Origin of the sequence: Pseudooceanicola nitratireducens, from assembly GCF_900109195.1 — a bacterium.
Lineage (GTDB): Bacteria > Pseudomonadota > Alphaproteobacteria > Rhodobacterales > Rhodobacteraceae > Pseudooceanicola > Pseudooceanicola nitratireducens.
Map to the genome: position 1 here is coordinate 85274 of NZ_FNZG01000004.1, position 13793 is coordinate 99066.

General features: G+C 62.9%; 19 protein-coding genes. 7 read left to right on the top strand and 12 right to left on the bottom strand.

The features are described 5' to 3' along the window. Positions 1 to 2: 2 nt before the first annotated feature. The 5 genes from BMX99_RS15030 to BMX99_RS15050 all read right to left on the bottom strand — a co-directional run bounded on the left by BMX99_RS15030 (position 3) and on the right by BMX99_RS15050 (position 3070). A complete protein-coding gene (locus tag BMX99_RS15030; protein WP_093453603.1) occupies positions 3 to 368 on the bottom strand; it encodes a response regulator in 366 nt (121 codons plus the stop codon). Beyond that, the gene (locus BMX99_RS15035) at positions 365 to 640 is read right to left on the bottom strand and encodes an STAS domain-containing protein (RefSeq protein ID WP_170848761.1); all 276 of its coding nucleotides are present in this window, start codon (positions 638 to 640) and stop codon (positions 365 to 367) included. Before BMX99_RS15035 ends, BMX99_RS15030 begins: the two co-directional genes overlap by 4 nt. Before the next feature lie 181 nt (positions 641 to 821). Beyond that, positions 822 to 1793, bottom strand: coding sequence for a methyltetrahydrofolate cobalamin methyltransferase (locus BMX99_RS15040; protein ID WP_093453611.1), 972 nt, complete (start codon positions 1791 to 1793; stop codon positions 822 to 824). Positions 1794 to 1817: 24 nt separating this feature from the next. Next, the gene (locus BMX99_RS15045) at positions 1818 to 2741 is read right to left on the bottom strand and encodes a methylenetetrahydrofolate reductase (RefSeq protein ID WP_093453614.1); all 924 of its coding nucleotides are present in this window, start codon (positions 2739 to 2741) and stop codon (positions 1818 to 1820) included. Positions 2742 to 2767: 26 nt separating this feature from the next. Continuing rightward, positions 2768 to 3070 (bottom strand): virulence factor, encoded by a 303-nt coding sequence (locus BMX99_RS15050; RefSeq protein ID WP_093453617.1) that lies wholly within the window; start codon positions 3068 to 3070, stop codon positions 2768 to 2770. Positions 3071 to 3378: 308 nt separating this feature from the next. On the opposite strand from BMX99_RS15050, the gene BMX99_RS15055 reads away from it, so the two are divergent. After that, positions 3379 to 4491 (top strand): Ppx/GppA phosphatase family protein, encoded by a 1113-nt coding sequence (locus tag BMX99_RS15055; protein WP_093453620.1) that lies wholly within the window; start codon positions 3379 to 3381, stop codon positions 4489 to 4491. Between the two features lie 107 nt (positions 4492 to 4598). Beyond that, positions 4599 to 5315, top strand: coding sequence for an RlmE family RNA methyltransferase (locus tag BMX99_RS15060; protein WP_093453623.1), 717 nt, complete (start codon positions 4599 to 4601; stop codon positions 5313 to 5315). 13 nt (positions 5316 to 5328) lie between these two features. Here the strand turns inward: BMX99_RS15060 and BMX99_RS15065 are convergent, their stop codons facing one another. Continuing rightward, positions 5329 to 5559 (bottom strand): hypothetical protein, encoded by a 231-nt coding sequence (locus BMX99_RS15065; RefSeq protein ID WP_093453625.1) that lies wholly within the window; start codon positions 5557 to 5559, stop codon positions 5329 to 5331. 614 nt (positions 5560 to 6173) lie between these two features. Between BMX99_RS15065 and BMX99_RS15070 the strand changes: the two genes are divergently transcribed. Next, on the top strand, positions 6174 to 6893 hold the full coding sequence (locus tag BMX99_RS15070; protein ID WP_170848762.1) for a Crp/Fnr family transcriptional regulator: 720 nt from the start codon (positions 6174 to 6176) through the stop codon (positions 6891 to 6893). A 3-nt stretch (positions 6894 to 6896) separates the two neighbouring features. On the opposite strand, the gene BMX99_RS15075 is transcribed toward BMX99_RS15070, so the two are convergent. Further along, the gene (locus tag BMX99_RS15075; RefSeq protein WP_093453631.1) at positions 6897 to 7202 is read right to left on the bottom strand and encodes a hypothetical protein; all 306 of its coding nucleotides are present in this window, start codon (positions 7200 to 7202) and stop codon (positions 6897 to 6899) included. A gap of 63 nt (positions 7203 to 7265) precedes the next feature. Between BMX99_RS15075 and prfA the strand changes: the two genes are divergently transcribed. From prfA to BMX99_RS15090, 3 genes are all read left to right on the top strand, one after another. Further along, positions 7266 to 8315, top strand: a complete 1050-nt coding sequence (gene prfA, locus BMX99_RS15080) for a peptide chain release factor 1 (RefSeq protein ID WP_093453634.1) — start codon at positions 7266 to 7268, stop codon at positions 8313 to 8315. After that, positions 8312 to 9133, top strand: a complete 822-nt coding sequence (gene prmC, locus BMX99_RS15085) for a peptide chain release factor N(5)-glutamine methyltransferase (protein ID WP_244525557.1) — start codon at positions 8312 to 8314, stop codon at positions 9131 to 9133. Before prfA ends, prmC begins: the two co-directional genes overlap by 4 nt. Before the next feature lie 201 nt (positions 9134 to 9334). Continuing rightward, a complete protein-coding gene (locus tag BMX99_RS15090; protein ID WP_093453637.1) occupies positions 9335 to 9925 on the top strand; it encodes a DUF4167 domain-containing protein in 591 nt (196 codons plus the stop codon). On the opposite strand, the gene BMX99_RS15095 is transcribed toward BMX99_RS15090, so the two are convergent. The 3 genes from BMX99_RS15095 to fumC form a co-directional block, all read right to left on the bottom strand. After that, on the bottom strand, positions 9926 to 10141 hold the full coding sequence (locus tag BMX99_RS15095; protein WP_093453640.1) for a ribbon-helix-helix domain-containing protein: 216 nt from the start codon (positions 10139 to 10141) through the stop codon (positions 9926 to 9928). Next, a complete protein-coding gene (locus BMX99_RS15100) occupies positions 10138 to 10335 on the bottom strand; it encodes a DUF4169 family protein (RefSeq protein WP_093453654.1) in 198 nt (65 codons plus the stop codon). The genes BMX99_RS15095 and BMX99_RS15100 overlap by 4 nt, the downstream gene beginning before the upstream one ends. Positions 10336 to 10454: 119 nt before the next feature. Beyond that, complete coding sequence (fumC, locus tag BMX99_RS15105) at positions 10455 to 11849, bottom strand: class II fumarate hydratase (RefSeq protein ID WP_093453657.1); 1395 nt, start codon at positions 11847 to 11849, stop codon at positions 10455 to 10457. A gap of 144 nt (positions 11850 to 11993) precedes the next feature. Here fumC and BMX99_RS15110 point away from each other — a divergent pair, with 144 nt between their 5' ends. Next, entirely contained in the window at positions 11994 to 12584 is a 591-nt protein-coding gene (locus BMX99_RS15110; RefSeq protein WP_170848763.1) for a TetR/AcrR family transcriptional regulator, read from the top strand. A 15-nt stretch (positions 12585 to 12599) separates the two neighbouring features. On the opposite strand, the gene BMX99_RS15115 is transcribed toward BMX99_RS15110, so the two are convergent. Next, a complete protein-coding gene (locus tag BMX99_RS15115; RefSeq protein ID WP_093453663.1) occupies positions 12600 to 13157 on the bottom strand; it encodes a class I SAM-dependent methyltransferase in 558 nt (185 codons plus the stop codon). Between the two features lie 117 nt (positions 13158 to 13274). Next, positions 13275 to 13766: an SspB family protein gene (locus tag BMX99_RS15120; RefSeq protein ID WP_093453666.1), complete on the bottom strand. Its 492-nt coding sequence runs from the start codon at positions 13764 to 13766 to the stop codon at positions 13275 to 13277. Positions 13767 to 13793: the final 27 nt, after the last annotated feature.

Here is a 13793-nt window from a genome sequence, read left to right on the forward strand (position 1 = left end):
CCTTATCCGGTGACCATGGTCAGGGCCTTGACCAGTTTCTGCGGGTCGAAGGGTTTCACGATCCAGCCGGTGGCCCCGGCGTTGCGGGCCCTTTGCTTCAACTCTGGGGCGCTTTCGGTGGTCAGGACCAGGATCGGTGTGGCGCGGTGTTCTTCCTGGCTGCGCACGGCGTCGATAAAGCCGAAGCCATCCATGCGCGGCATGTTGATGTCGGTGATGATCGCATCCGGGTCGAGGCCATCCAAAACTTCGATCCCGTCGACGCCGTCTTCGGCCAGGTGAACATCGAAACCGGCGGGCACAAGGCACATGCGGATCATGTCGCGCATCGTGCGACTGTCATCCACGGCAAGGACTGTCAGGCTCATACCGTGGCCTCCGTCAGGGTTTCGGGGGTGAAGCCGAGGTGAGTGAGCTGTTCCAGAACCCGGTCAGAGGTCTGAACAAGGCTAAGCCTGTGACCGGCGGCCGAGAGGCTGATCGCGGCAGAGGCGACGACCTGGGCCCCCAGCGCGCCGAATTGCGTCACATCGGACGCATCCAGGGTCAGATCCCCATCCAGCCGGTCCTTCAGATCGGCGGCAAGCGCCGTGGCGGCGGAGAGATCGAGTTTCGGCGGCAGCTTGTACGGTTCGGCCATCGACACCTTCCTTGACGTGGGGTGACTGACAGGCGGCAGGCGCGTCAGGTCCATGAGATCAGGAATGTCATAGGCGGGCAGGCGTTAAGGCGGGGTTACGCTGCCATGGCAAAAATGGGCGTATTGCATAAAAAACGGCGCGCCCTGGGGGCACGCCGTTTCGATGTCTGACACTTGATCCTTAGCGACGGCGGCGACGGCCACCGCGACCTGCGGATTGGGCGGCCTGTGCGGCCTCGGGGAAGGTTGCGCCTTCTTTCACGGCATCCAGCACGCGCGAGAAGCCGATCCAGTTGCCGCCGTTCGGGTCGTGGTTCATCAGCAGGTTGGCGGCCTTGATGGCCTCCATCTCCACCTGGCGGACCGGGTTCATGATCGCCGAGGTCATACCGGCGCCGATGGCCATCGGCAGGAAGGCCGCATTGATTCCATGGCGGTTGGGCAGGCCGAAGGACACGTTCGACGCACCGCAGGTGGTGTTCACGCCCAGTTCGTCCCGCAGACGGCGCACCAGGGTAAAGACCTGCTGACCGGCGGTGGCCATGGCCCCGATCGGCATCACCAGCGGATCGACCACGATGTCATGGGCGGGAATGCCGAAATCTGCGGCGCGTTCGACGATCTTCTTGGCAACGGCAAAGCGGACCTCGGGGTCTTCGGAAATGCCGGTGTCGTCGTTCGAAATCGCCACGACGGGCACGTTGTACTTCTTGACCAGGGGCAGAACCAGTTCCAGCCGCTCTTCCTCACCGGTGACCGAGTTCAGCAGGGGACGCCCTTCGGCGGCTTCAAGACCGGCCTCGAGCGCGCCGGGGACCGAGCTGTCGATGCACAGCGGCACGTCAACCAGCGCCTGCACCCGCTTGACCAGTTCCGGCATCAGCATCGGTTCGACAAAGTTGTTGTCGGCATAGCGCGGGTCGCTGGCCATCTTGTTGGTGAAAACCGCACCCGAGTTGATGTCCAGCACCATGGCCCCGCAGGCGACCTGTTCGACAGCGTCCTTTTCGACGGTCGAGAAATCGTCCATCTCAAGCTCTGCCGCCAGCTTCTTGCGCCCCGTGGGGTTGATACGTTCGCCGATGACGCAGAAGGGTTCGTCGAAACCGATCACGACGGTCTTGGTTTTGCTTTCGATCACGGTGCGGGTCATGGTGGTCCCTTGCTTTTCAGATGGTCAGGATTGGTTGGCGGGCGTACCGGCGGAACCGGCGTTTTCGGTGACCCAGGTGGCGGCGGTCTTGATGCCGCCAAGCGGGAAGATATGCGCCTGTTCGATCAGGCTGTCGGGCGTTTCGGCCTTGTGCCGGGCCAGCGCCGACAGAACCTCGGTCGGTTCATAGGGCAGAACCAGCTTGGTCACGTCCATGGCGCGTTTCTGCAGCACCTTCAGGGACGGGCCGACGCCGCAGGCGATGGCGAATTTGATCAGGGTCTGAAGCTTGGCCGGGCCAGCGATGCCGATGTGGATCGGGATCTCGATTCCTTCGTCTTTCAGGCGGTTGGCCCAGGCGATGATCGGATCCGCGTCAAAGGCGAACTGGGTGGCCATGGACATCTTGGCATCGGTGCGCTCAGCAAAGGCCTGCTTCCAGCGCAGGGCCTCCATCACCATCTTGTCCGACCCGTCGGGGTCGATGTCGCGGTTGCCCTCGGGGTGGCCGGCGACATGAAGGCGGTCAAAGCCCGCGCGATCGAAGATGCCGGTTTCCAGCAGCTGCATCGAGGAATGGAAATCGCCCGCGGGCTCGGCCACGCCGCCGGCCAGGATCAGGCCCTGGGTCACGCCGGCCTCGGCCTGGTAGCGGTTCACCCAGTCTTCCAGCGTCGCGGCATCGCGGATGATGCGCGCGGGGAAATGCGGCATGACGTCAAAGCCTTCGTCCGACAGACGGGCGGCGGTGGCGACCATGTCCTCGATCGGGGTGCCGTCGATATGGGCGATGTAGACGCGCGTGCCGCGGGGCAGATGCGCGGTGAAATCCTCGACCTTCTCGGCGGTGCGGGGCATCACCTCGATCGAATAGCCCTGCAGGAAGGCTTCAAGATCCGCGTTCACCGGTTCCACTGACGCCTTGCGGGCGAAATTCAGAATTCCCATCAATCTGTCCCTCCAGCGGGGCGGTGTCATGCCCAGCCATCGTTGGCGATCAGGGCCTTGAGCCGCGCCTGATCGTATTCCGCCTCAAGCCGGGCGATTTCGCCGGCCGCGATGTCCGAGGGCGCGCCCTCGGCCGGGGGAAGAGAGACCTTGCGCCATTCCGCAAGATAAGCGTCGGTATCGGACGCGCCCACCTTCATGGCGGCGCGGTCGATGGCCTGCTCGAACCGCTCGGACAGCACCTGTTTGGCTGCCTTGCGACCCTTGCCGACGATCACCTGCGCGGGGATATCCCGCCAGCAAACAAGGGTGATTTCGGTCTGGGCCATGGTCGCGGTTCCTTCGTTCCCGGTATCCCTGAGATACGGCAGGCGGGGGTGATTTCGGGTGTCGTTTTCGACATCTCGCATCGCAGCCGCGACGCGGGGTCAGGTCTAACGGGGGCGGATCGGCGAATCCAGATGCGATCGGCCCTGTCGAATCGCCGTATTTCTCATGACCGTTATGAATCGTGTCGCGGGCGGGCAGGGCGCGGGCGCGCGGACCCGATGATTTCGCGTCAAGTTGCGCGGCGGCGCTTGCGCAAACATGGGCCGTCGACTACCTTTTCCCTAACACGTATCAGGAGGGCGCAACGATGGCGCCCAGGCGTCCCAAAGGTGCGGGCGCATTCCCGAAGCCGGTCGAGAGCCCCGTACCCAACCCGCCGGATCCATCCGAGCTTTATGCCGCGCTGGATCTGGGCACGAATTCGTGCCGCATGTTGATTGCCCAGCCAAAGGGCAGCCAGTTTCATGTGGTCGACAGTTTTTCGAAATCGGTGCAGCTGGGCGCCGGTCTGGAAAGATCTGGGCAATTGTCCCGGTCTTCCATGACCCGGACGATCCAAGCGCTGCGCGTCTGCCAGCAAAAGCTGAAGCGTCACCGCGTCCGCCACATGCGGCTGGTCGCGACCGAGGCCTGCCGCCGTGCCGGCAACGCCGAACGCTTCATTTCGCAGGTGCGCCGCGAAACCGGCCTGTCGCTTGAGATCATCAAACCCGAGGAAGAGGCCCGCCTGGCGGTCATTTCCTGCGCCCCTCTGGTGTCGACGCGGACCGAACAGCTTTTGGTCGTGGATATCGGCGGCGGGTCGACCGAACTGGTCTGGATCGACCTGACGGCGGTGCCGTCGCGCGAACGGCCCAAGGCGATCATGCGGCTTCATGCGGGCTTCCATGCCCCCGAAAGCCCCTTTCCGGCGGCCAAGGTCGTCGACTGGATCAGCGTGCCGCTTGGCGTGGCGACCCTGCGCGACCAGTTCCGGGACGTTCAGGACGACACCGCGCGCTTTGCCCTGATGTCCTGGTTCTTCGAAGAATCGCTGGCCGAATTCGCCCCCTACAAGGACGAACAGGCGCGTGAGGGTTTCCAGATCATCGGCACCAGCGGCACGGTGACCACCGTTGCGGCGTCGCATCTGGGGCTGAAGCGCTATGACCGGACCAAGGTGGACGGGTTGCGCATGTCCTCGGACCAGATCGACAAGGTGATCCGCGATTACCTGTCGCTTGGGCCCGAAGGGCGGCGCCGTGATCCGCGTATCGGGCAGGACCGGCAGGCATTGATCATGTCGGGCTCGGCCATCCTTCAGGCCCTTCTGCGCTGCTGGCCAACCGATCGGCTGTCCGTGGCGGACCGGGGGCTGCGCGAAGGGCTTCTGTATGCGCAGATGTCGGCGCATGGGGTGCTTGAGGACGGGCCTTATTGAACCGGGCCTTGGTGCGCCTTCAAAGGCCGGCCCCGCAGGGAAGGCTTGGCTTTTTGCAGCGGCTGGCGTAATCGGGGCCGCCTTGGAAATGGCGGAAAGGGTCTGTCGTGGTTAAGAAACCGACCGGAAAGAACACCTCGGGGCGCGGACAGCGCGACCTGACCGTCAAGGTCAAGACGGCGCGCGGGCGGAAACTGTCCTCGACCCTCTGGCTGCAGCGTCAGCTGAACGACCCTTACGTCCAGCGCGCCCAGGCCGAAGGCTATCGCGGCCGCGCGGCCTATAAGATCATGGAGATCGACGACAAGTTCCGGTTCCTCGTACCCGGTGCGCGGGTGGTGGACCTTGGCTGTGCGCCCGGTGGCTGGATGCAGGTCGCCGTGCCGCGGATCAACGCGCTTGGCGAAAAGCGCGGCAAATCCGTGGGCCGCATCATCGGTGTCGACCTGCAAGAGGTCGAGCCGCTGCCGGGGGCCGAGATCCATCAGCTGGATTTCATGGAAGACGACGCCGACGAGAAGGTGAAGGACTGGCTGGGGGGCGAGGCCGACGTGGTCATGTCCGACATGGCCGCCGCATCCTCGGGGCACAAGCAGACGGACCACCTGCGGATCATCTCTCTGTGCGAAACGGCAGCCTATTTTGCCTTTGACGTGCTGTCCCCGGGCGGCACATTCGTCGCCAAGGTTCTGGCCGGTGGCGCCGAGGGCGAGTTGCAGAAGCTGCTGAAACAGAAGTTCGACAAAGTCGTGAACTTCAAACCGCCGGCATCGCGGTCGGATTCTTCGGAAAAATTCGTGGTGGCGACCGGCTATCGCGGCTGATCCACGGGTTGGATCAGCGTGTCTGTCGCCAGCGAAGGCGCGGCAGCCCCGGTTTTTTCGGTGTAAAGGACGCGATCGCGGTATCGCGCAGTGTCTCTAGCGTGTGGTCATCCCGGGGGATCTCGGGCTGAGGACCGGGCGACAGGGGCAGCGCATTGGCCGAGATTTCGCCCGCGCGCAGCAGGTCGAACAACCTCGCATGGCGACGCGCCAGCAGCTCTTGCTGTTCCTGCGGCTTCAGCATGGCGTTTTTCCGTTCGTCAAATCAGATGCGACCCAGCTTGCCCCCAAATATGGGACAAATCTTTAGCCCGGTCGCGGTGCTTTTGCGGCAATTTCGGTGCGTTTAATCCCTTAACTCTGCGCTTTGGGCCCGATTCTGGCAAGTCCGGGCCGGTTCAGCGGCCTGTGACGGCGGGCAAGTGGTAAACTAATTCAATTTCACAGCGATTAATTCACCCCACGCTAACCTTTTGACTTCACTGACAATTGGCGGGCCGATTTTGCTGTCATATTTTCGTGTCCACAGCACTGGATGGCGGCCCTGAGCAGGGTGCCTCCGGGCCAGAAGACCTGTGCCGGTTTCCCGGCAAAACGGGTGCGCGAGCGAAAGGGAAACGCCACGTGAAAAGGGCGAAAATGGCAGTTTTACGTCCCCACACAGACGTCCGGGCACCGGGCCCGGGCGGAACTTGCCGCCTGTCTGGCGTGTTGATCCCACCAACAGGCGCTGCGGCGTCGTAACCCTGTACTGGACAGAAACACGTAATGGATCAGCCACTCCATCAGCGAGACAGATCTACACCCCCGAGCGCCCCTGGTGCGCCGGCGCGGGCGGCCAGCTGCTTTGCCAGCCGGTTGGAGCGGTATGCCAAGCTGAACGATGATGAATTCCGTTTCATCGCCCGGATGGAGGACAACGAGACCGCGATGCCCAAGGGTGCGCTGGTCGTCGCAGCCGGCACCCCGGCCGAGGAATTGTTCGTGCTGAAGGAAGGCTGGGCCGTGGCGCGGCGCACGCTGCCCGACAACCGTGGCCAGGTGCTGCGCGTCTACCTGCCGGGTGAGGTCATCGGCCTGACCGGTCTGGGGCTGTCGCGCAATGCCCATGACGTGGTGATGCTGACCAGCGGAACGGTCTGCCCGTTCCCGAACGCGCATATGACCGCGATCTATGACAAGGCCCCACGTGTCGCGGCGCTGTTCACCGCGATTTCCGGGCTGGACCAGGTGTCCTTGATGGACCGGCTTGCCGTGATGGGGGCAGGGACCGCGCGCGAACGTATGGCGCATTTCCTGCTGGACCTGCACGAACGTCTGCTGGTCACCAACCCCGATCTGGGCCGCCGTTTCCGCCTGCCTTTGCGACAGGTCGACATCGGCGAGGTCCTCGGCCTGACCAAGGTCTACGTGAACCGCATGCTCAAGGCCTTCACCGAGGAAGGCCTGATCGAGATCCATCGCCCCTATGTGCGGATCCTCAAACCCGAGGTGCTTCGCGATCTTGCGGGCTATGAGAACCGCTATGACGACGTGGATCACAGCTGGTTTCCCGCGGCCTCGCGGAACGATCTGTAATCCCTAGCCCTGCGTGACGCCGCCGGCTGTTGGGCCCGGCGTGGACTGCGGACCTTGAGGCGTGGCTTTGGTCGAAAGACAGCCTTCGCTCAGCTCTCGCCACATGGGGACGTTCAACGACATCTGACATTGCGCCATGAACATGCGTCCGTCGACCTGCATGCAGATCGTCTGGCCCAGTTCGACGCGCGCGCCGGTCTTGTCGGTGCAATAACAGTCAATTGTCTTGCCGCCTTGGGTGACATCCGCAGGGGCGATCTGGGGGGCAAGACAAAGCCCCGGGACAAGGAACAGGACCAAACGCGACATGGACGCAAGGCTAGCACAGGTCCGGCCCTTGACCAAATGTTCCGAATAGGGGACAGCACTTGCATGATATCCCTCGACCGTCTCGCCCAGATCACGCAACGCTTTGAATATCTTGAGGCCCGCATGGCCGAAGGGGGCGGCGACTTTGCCGCCCTGTCGCGCGAATATGCCGAACTGCGGCCTGTCGTCGGGGCGATCCAGGCCTGGCAAGAGGCGACCGCCGGTCTGGACGAGGCGCGGATGCTGCGCGACGATCCCGAGATGCGCGCCCTCGCGGACGAAGAAATTGATCGCATTTCCAAGGACCTGCCGGATCTGGAGCATGCGGTTCAGATCGCTCTTTTGCCCAAGGACGCGGCCGACACCCGCCCGGCGATGATCGAAATCCGTCCCGGCACCGGCGGGGACGAAGCGGCGCTGTTCGCCGGCGACCTGCTGCGCATGTATCAGCGCTATGCCGAGGCGCGCGGCTGGAAGTTCAACATCGTCGAACTCAGCGAGACCGAGCTGGGCGGCATCAAGGAGGTCGTCGGCAACATCCAGGGAGACAACGTCTTTGCGCGGCTGAAATTCGAAAGCGGCGTGCACCGGGTGCAGCGCGTGCCGGAAACCGAAAGCGGCGGGCGGATCCATACCTCGGCCGCGACGGTCGCCGTGCTGCCCGAGGCGGAAGAGGTCGACATCCACATCGACCCGCAGGACATCCGCATCGATACAATGCGCGCCAGCGGGGCAGGTGGCCAGCATGTCAACACCACCGATTCCGCGGTGCGGATCACCCATATTCCGACCGGCATCGTCGTGACCTCGTCCGAGAAGTCACAGCACCAGAACCGCGCCATCGCCATGCAGGTCTTGCGAAACAGATTGTTCGACGCACAGCGCCAGAAGGCGGCCGACGAACGCGCGGCGGACAGGAAGGCTCAGGTCGGGTCGGGGGACCGCAGCGAACGCATCCGCACCTACAACTTCCCGCAGGGCCGCGTGACCGACCACCGGATCAACCTGACGCTTTATCGTCTGGACCAGGTGATGCAGGGCGATCTGGACGAGGTGATCGACGCGCTGATCGCCGATCATCAGGCCGCCCTGATGGCGGAGATGGAGGGGTGAACCTGCGCCCCCTGATAGCCCGGCTTGAGGCCGCAGGCATCCCCGACGCGGCCCGCGACATGCGCAAACTGTTCGACTGGGCCTACGCCAAGGGGGCGGCTTCCGGCGATCCTCAGGACCGCGATCAGCCGAATGCACTGACACGGCAGCACCTTGAGGCTGCGGTGGCAGAACGGGTGCTTCGCAAACCGGTCAGCCAGATCATTGGAACACGATCGTTCTGGCGACATGACTTCCATGTCACACCGGACGTTCTGGATCCCCGACCCGATACGGAAACCCTGATTGATCAGGCGCTTGGCGAAACCTTTCAACGCGTTCTGGATCTGGGAACAGGGTCTGGCTGCATCGTGATTTCCCTGCTTGCCGAACGGATTCAGGCACAGGGTGTCGCGGTGGATCTGTCGGAAAAGGCACTGGCGGTGGCGCGCGGCAATGCCCGTGACATCGGTGTGGCCGACCGGCTGACGCTGCTGCAATCGGATTGGTTTTCCAACGTCACGGGGCGCTTTGATCTGATCGTGTCGAACCCGCCCTATATCGCGACGTCCGAAATGCCTGACCTTGCGCCCGAGGTCCGTGATCACGAACCGCATATGGCGCTGACCGATGGCGGCGACGGGCTGGGCTGTTACCGGAGCATAGCCGCGAAAGCGCCAGACCATCTGACAAGGGGCGGGCGTCTTCTGGTGGAAATCGGTTTGACCCAGGGGCAGGCCGTCACGGCGCTTTTTCAGGCGGCGGGGCTGCGGGATGTGCAGGTCATTCAGGATCTGAACGGCCATGATCGCGTTGTGGCCGCACGATCAGACCGTTAGCGCGATCTGGCCGACAAAGGCCACTTAACCCTTGTATTCACCATTGGGACATGTTTATTCGTTATATATGTCATGTCGGCGATGCTTTCGCGCATCTGCCCTGACATTGGTAAGCCCAAAACGTCACTCGCCCGCTGCGCCTTAGTTTCTGCGCTGCATGGGCTGAACGACCGCCAATTTAGCAAGGCTCAATAAAGGCCCATGAGATCTTCGAAATCACGTTCGCGCAACAAGTCGAACCGCAATCGGTCTATCGGCAATATCGTCAACCGGGTGTTTGATTCCTCCGGTCCCGAAGGCAAGGTTCGCGGCACGCCGCAACAGATCATCGACAAATACAACCAGCTGGCCCGCGACGCGCAGCTGGCGGGCGACCGTGTGGCCACGGAAAATTTCCAGCAGCACGCGGAACACTACCTGCGCATGCTGGGGGCCGCCCAGAAGGAACAGGACAAGCAGCGCGAACAGCAGGAGGCTGAGAACCGCAAGCGTCAGGCCGACCGCGATCGCGATCGCGATCGTGCCCGTCAGGAAACCGCCGACCAGTCGAACAACGACGCCAAGGATCAGGTCAAGGATCCCGGTGCCGGCGATCAGCCCGAGGTGATCGAAGGCGGCGCATCCGACAGCAACCTGGTCGAAACGCCCGAGGGCCGCGGCTCGGACGAGCCTGCCACCAAGCCCAAGCGCACCTACAACCGCAAGCCGCGCGCCAAGAAGTCGGACGATGCCCCCAAGGCCGAGGCCTCGGGCGATCATTCTGCGCCCGAAGGCAAGACGGCGGCGGAATAACTACCCGCGATAATGGTTCAGCACGTAGACCCGGATGGCCGAGGCCAATCCGGCGTCCGTGCCGCGCGTCTGGTCGATCTCGGCCGCAAGGACATTGATCGCCACGTCCTTTTCCCGCGCAATGTCGCGGAAAGCCTGCCAGAATTCCGGCTCCAGCGACACGCTGGTGCGATGTCCGTGCAGGGTCAGCGAATGTTTCTGCGGCCGGGTGGTCATCCGTCCTGATCATCCCCGGTGGTGTCGCGCAGATGACCATCCAGCTTGCGCGTTGCCAGATCCCTAGTCGCCTTGTCCTGCGACTTCTCGGCCTTTGTGCGGCCGAATTTCACCGCGTTTTCATCGGCTTTGGCCTTCTTCCCGGCCTTGTCGCGTGCCTTGCGCGCGCGGTTGAAGTTCACGACATTGGACATGCGGCCACCCTAAGCCCGCGCAGGGGGCGCGCCAATGGAAAACGCATCGGGCCCAGGGCGCGTATGCAAAAAGGGCGGCCAGATGGGCCGCCCTTTCGCATTCAAACCGTTGAGATGGCTCAGCCTTTCGGGCCGATCATCTGTTCGGGGCGCACGACCTTGTCGAAGGTTTCGGCATCCACGAAGCCAAGGGCGATTGCCTCTTCCTTCAGGGTGGTGCCGTTCTTGTGCGCGGTCTTGGCAACCGTGGTCGCGTTGTCATAGCCGATGGTCGGGGCCAGCGCCGTCACCAGCATCAGCGATTCCTTCATCAGCTTGTCGATGCGCGGCTCATTCGCCTGGATGCCGTTCAGCATACGCTCGGTGAAGCTGTCGGCGACGTCGCCCAGAAGCTGCATGGATTGCAGCAGGTTGTAGGACATCATCGGGTTATAGACGTTCAGTTCGAAGTGCCCCTGAGAGCCCGCGAACTTCATCGCGGCGTCGTTGCCCATGACATGCGCGGCGACCTGGGTCATGGCTTCGGCCTGGGTCGGGTTGACCTTGCCGGGCATGATGGACGAGCCGGGTTCGTTCTCCGGCAGGATCAACTCGCCCAGACCCGAGCGGGGACCGGAGCCGAGGAAACGGATATCGTTGGCGATCTTGTACATCGCACCGGCAACAGTGGCGAGGGCACCGGACATGAAGACCATGGCGTCATGTGCGGCCAGCGCTTCGAACTTGTTGGGGGCGGTGACAAAGGGCAGGCCGGTGATTTCGGCCATGTTGCCGGCGACCTGTTCGCCCCAGCCGTTCTTGGTGTTCAGGCCGGTGCCGACAGCGGTGCCGCCCTGGGCCAGTTCATAAATGCCGGGCAGCGCGGCTTCGATGCGCTTGATGCCCTGGCGGATCTGGTGCGCATAGCCCGAGAATTCCTGGCCAAGGGTCAGCGGGGTCGCATCCTGGGTATGCGTCCGGCCGATCTTGATGATGTCCTTGAATTCTTCCGACTTAGCTTCCAAGCCCTTGAGAAGCTTGTTCAAACCGGGAAGCAGAACGTCCCGTACAGTCATCGCCGCGGCGATGTGCATGGCGGTCGGGAAGGTATCGTTGGACGACTGACCCATGTTGCAGTGATCGTTCGGGTGAACCGGATCCTTGGAGCCGATGACGCCGCCGAGGATTTCGATCGCGCGGTTGGCGATGACCTCGTTCGAGTTCATGTTGGACTGGGTGCCGGACCCGGTCTGCCAGACGACCAGCGGGAAGTTGTCGTCGAACTTGCCTTCAACTACCTCACCAGCGGCCTGGATCACAGCGTCGGCGATCTTGGCATCCATGTCGCCGTTGGCCTTGTTGGCCATGGCGCAGGCTTTCTTGATGACCCCAAGGGCCCGGACGATGGCGACGGGCTGCTTTTCCCAGCCAATGGGGAAGTTCATGATCGAGCGCTGCGTCTGCGCGCCCCAATACTTGTCTGCGGGAACTTCCAGCGGGCCGAAACTGTCGCTTTCGGTACGGGTCTGGGTCATTGGGTGCAACTCCGATAGATGACGTTCGGCCTGCTATACGACGTCGGGTCGGCCTGCGCAATCGCGGCGCGGGAGCGGCAGATTTCTTCCTATGCGTGTCAGATAGATCTTGTGTCAGAATACGTGTTCCGACATATATTGGGTATGCCACGCAAACCGTCACATACCCCCGAAAGCCTTGCCGACAGCGCGCTTGCCCAGTTCTGGTACGGCGGGTACGAGGCGACGTCGATGGACACCCTTGTGAAGAAGACCGGGGTCAGCCGTCACGGCATCTACACCGATTACGGCAGCAAGCATGCGCTCTATCTGGCGTGTTTCCCGCGCTACCACGAACATGTGGTGGCGCCGGTGCTGAACCCTGTCTTCAGCTCTCCGGCCGGGTTGCCGGCGATCACAGCCTATTTCGGGCGTCTGATCGAGATGGCCGAGGGCATCGGGCTGCCCGGTCCGGGCTGTTTCATCGCCAATGCCGCGACCGAGACCGCGCCGCACGACCCCGAGGTCGCGCGCAAGGTTGCCGAGCATAACACGCGGCTTGAGAACGCCTTTACCATGGCGCTGCAGCGGGAAAAGACGTCGAATCTGCCGCTGGCGCATCGCAAGGCGCTGGCACGGCTGACGGCGATCTTCTCGGCCGGGGTCTGGACAGCGTCGCGTAGCACCGAAAACGTCGAAGTGCTGCGCCAGCATGTCGCCGTCTTCCTCGACATGCTGGAACATCGGGTCAAGTAATCGCCGCTGTGGCGTTTACTGAACCTTGCGGCGGAATTCGAAGACGCGGGCAGGCGGCAGGTTGGCCCAGATCGTTCCGCGTTTGCGTGCAGTGATGCCCATTTCGGCCTGGGTCTGCACCGGGATCGGCGCGTTGGCAGAATAGGTGATCTGCACGAAAACCCCGTCCGGTGCCATCACGTTGAAGGCCCGTCCAACCACGTCGCGCTGCACCTGGGGCTGCGCCAGAACCGGCACGCCCGAGATGACCATCGAGATGTCGGTCAGGCCCAGTTTCTCGATCTCCTGCGCGGGGCAATTGAAGACGGTGACACCGGGGAACTTGCGCCGAAGCTCTTCGCAGAAGCGGGGGTTGAGCTCGACCAGGGTCAGCCGGTCCGGGGCAACGCCGCGATCCAGGATGGCGCGGGTGAAGCTGCCGGTGCCGGGGCCGATTTCGACGACGGGGCCGGTGGTCCGTTCGACCCCTTCGGTCATCTTGCGTGCCACGGCGGCCGAGGAAGGCGCAATTGCCCGGACCTCGTTCGGGCGGCGCATCATCTCGCCCAGGAAAACAGTGAAATCGCTGGCCATGAACCTGGTCCTTCTGCCTTTGGTCAGTGCTGAGACCGATCAAAGCCGAAGGCGGGCGTGACGCAAGACAGGCCGTTCTTTTTTACAAAAAATTCACGCAGAACAGGGCGCTAGCGCCTATTTGCGGAATTTGTCCAGCTGAACGACTTCGCCTTCCTTGTCCGCGGCATGCGGCTCTGGCTTGGTCTCTGGCTCATCATCGCGCGGGGCGCGCAGGGGTTCGGCCTGTTCGGGGGCTGCCTCTTCCTCGTCCTCGCCCTGGGTTTCGAACCGCAGGCCGAATTCCACGGAAGGATCGACGAAGGTCAGGATCGCGTCATAGGGAATGTACATATTCTCGGGCGAGTCGCCGAAATTCAGCGTGATGCCGAATCCTTCGTCGCCAACCTCGAGGTTGTCGTACCAATGCTGCAGCACGACGGTCATTTCCTTGGGGTAGCGTTCTTTCAACCAATCCGCCAGCGCCGACCCGGGGTGGGTGGTGTCGAAGGTGATGAAAAAATGGTGGTTTCCTGGCAGCCCGTTTTCGGCGACATCGCCCAGGACTTCCTGGATCAGACCGCGCATCGCGCGATGCATCAGGTTACCGTATTCTATTGAACGTGACATAGACACTTCCGAAACATTCCACCTTGA

What these genes read in the sequence shown, in the direction of transcription:
- BMX99_RS15095 (WP_093453640.1), bottom strand. Translation starts at nt 10,141, where the DNA reads ATGACCACCCGGCCGCAGAAACATTCGCTGACCCTGCACGGACATCGC.
- BMX99_RS15110 (WP_170848763.1), top strand. Translation starts at nt 11,994, where the DNA reads ATGCCACGCAAACCGTCACATACCCCCGAAAGCCTTGCCGACAGCGCG.
- BMX99_RS15100 (WP_093453654.1), bottom strand. Translation starts at nt 10,335, where the DNA reads ATGTCCAATGTCGTGAACTTCAACCGCGCGCGCAAGGCACGCGACAAG.
- BMX99_RS15075 (WP_093453631.1), bottom strand. Translation starts at nt 7,202, where the DNA reads ATGTCGCGTTTGGTCCTGTTCCTTGTCCCGGGGCTTTGTCTTGCCCCC.
- BMX99_RS15045 (WP_093453614.1), bottom strand. Translation starts at nt 2,741, where the DNA reads ATGGGAATTCTGAATTTCGCCCGCAAGGCGTCAGTGGAACCGGTGAAC.
- BMX99_RS15055 (WP_093453620.1), top strand. Translation starts at nt 3,379, where the DNA reads ATGGCGCCCAGGCGTCCCAAAGGTGCGGGCGCATTCCCGAAGCCGGTC.
- BMX99_RS15115 (WP_093453663.1), bottom strand. Translation starts at nt 13,157, where the DNA reads ATGGCCAGCGATTTCACTGTTTTCCTGGGCGAGATGATGCGCCGCCCG.
- BMX99_RS15090 (WP_093453637.1), top strand. Translation starts at nt 9,335, where the DNA reads ATGAGATCTTCGAAATCACGTTCGCGCAACAAGTCGAACCGCAATCGG.
- BMX99_RS15035 (WP_170848761.1), bottom strand. Translation starts at nt 640, where the DNA reads ATGGCCGAACCGTACAAGCTGCCGCCGAAACTCGATCTCTCCGCCGCC.
- prfA (WP_093453634.1), top strand. Translation starts at nt 7,266, where the DNA reads ATGATATCCCTCGACCGTCTCGCCCAGATCACGCAACGCTTTGAATAT.
- BMX99_RS15030 (WP_093453603.1), bottom strand. Translation starts at nt 368, where the DNA reads ATGAGCCTGACAGTCCTTGCCGTGGATGACAGTCGCACGATGCGCGAC.
- BMX99_RS15065 (WP_093453625.1), bottom strand. Translation starts at nt 5,559, where the DNA reads ATGCTGAAGCCGCAGGAACAGCAAGAGCTGCTGGCGCGTCGCCATGCG.
- BMX99_RS15050 (WP_093453617.1), bottom strand. Translation starts at nt 3,070, where the DNA reads ATGGCCCAGACCGAAATCACCCTTGTTTGCTGGCGGGATATCCCCGCG.
- BMX99_RS15040 (WP_093453611.1), bottom strand. Translation starts at nt 1,793, where the DNA reads ATGACCCGCACCGTGATCGAAAGCAAAACCAAGACCGTCGTGATCGGT.
- BMX99_RS15120 (WP_093453666.1), bottom strand. Translation starts at nt 13,766, where the DNA reads ATGTCACGTTCAATAGAATACGGTAACCTGATGCATCGCGCGATGCGC.
- fumC (WP_093453657.1), bottom strand. Translation starts at nt 11,849, where the DNA reads ATGACCCAGACCCGTACCGAAAGCGACAGTTTCGGCCCGCTGGAAGTT.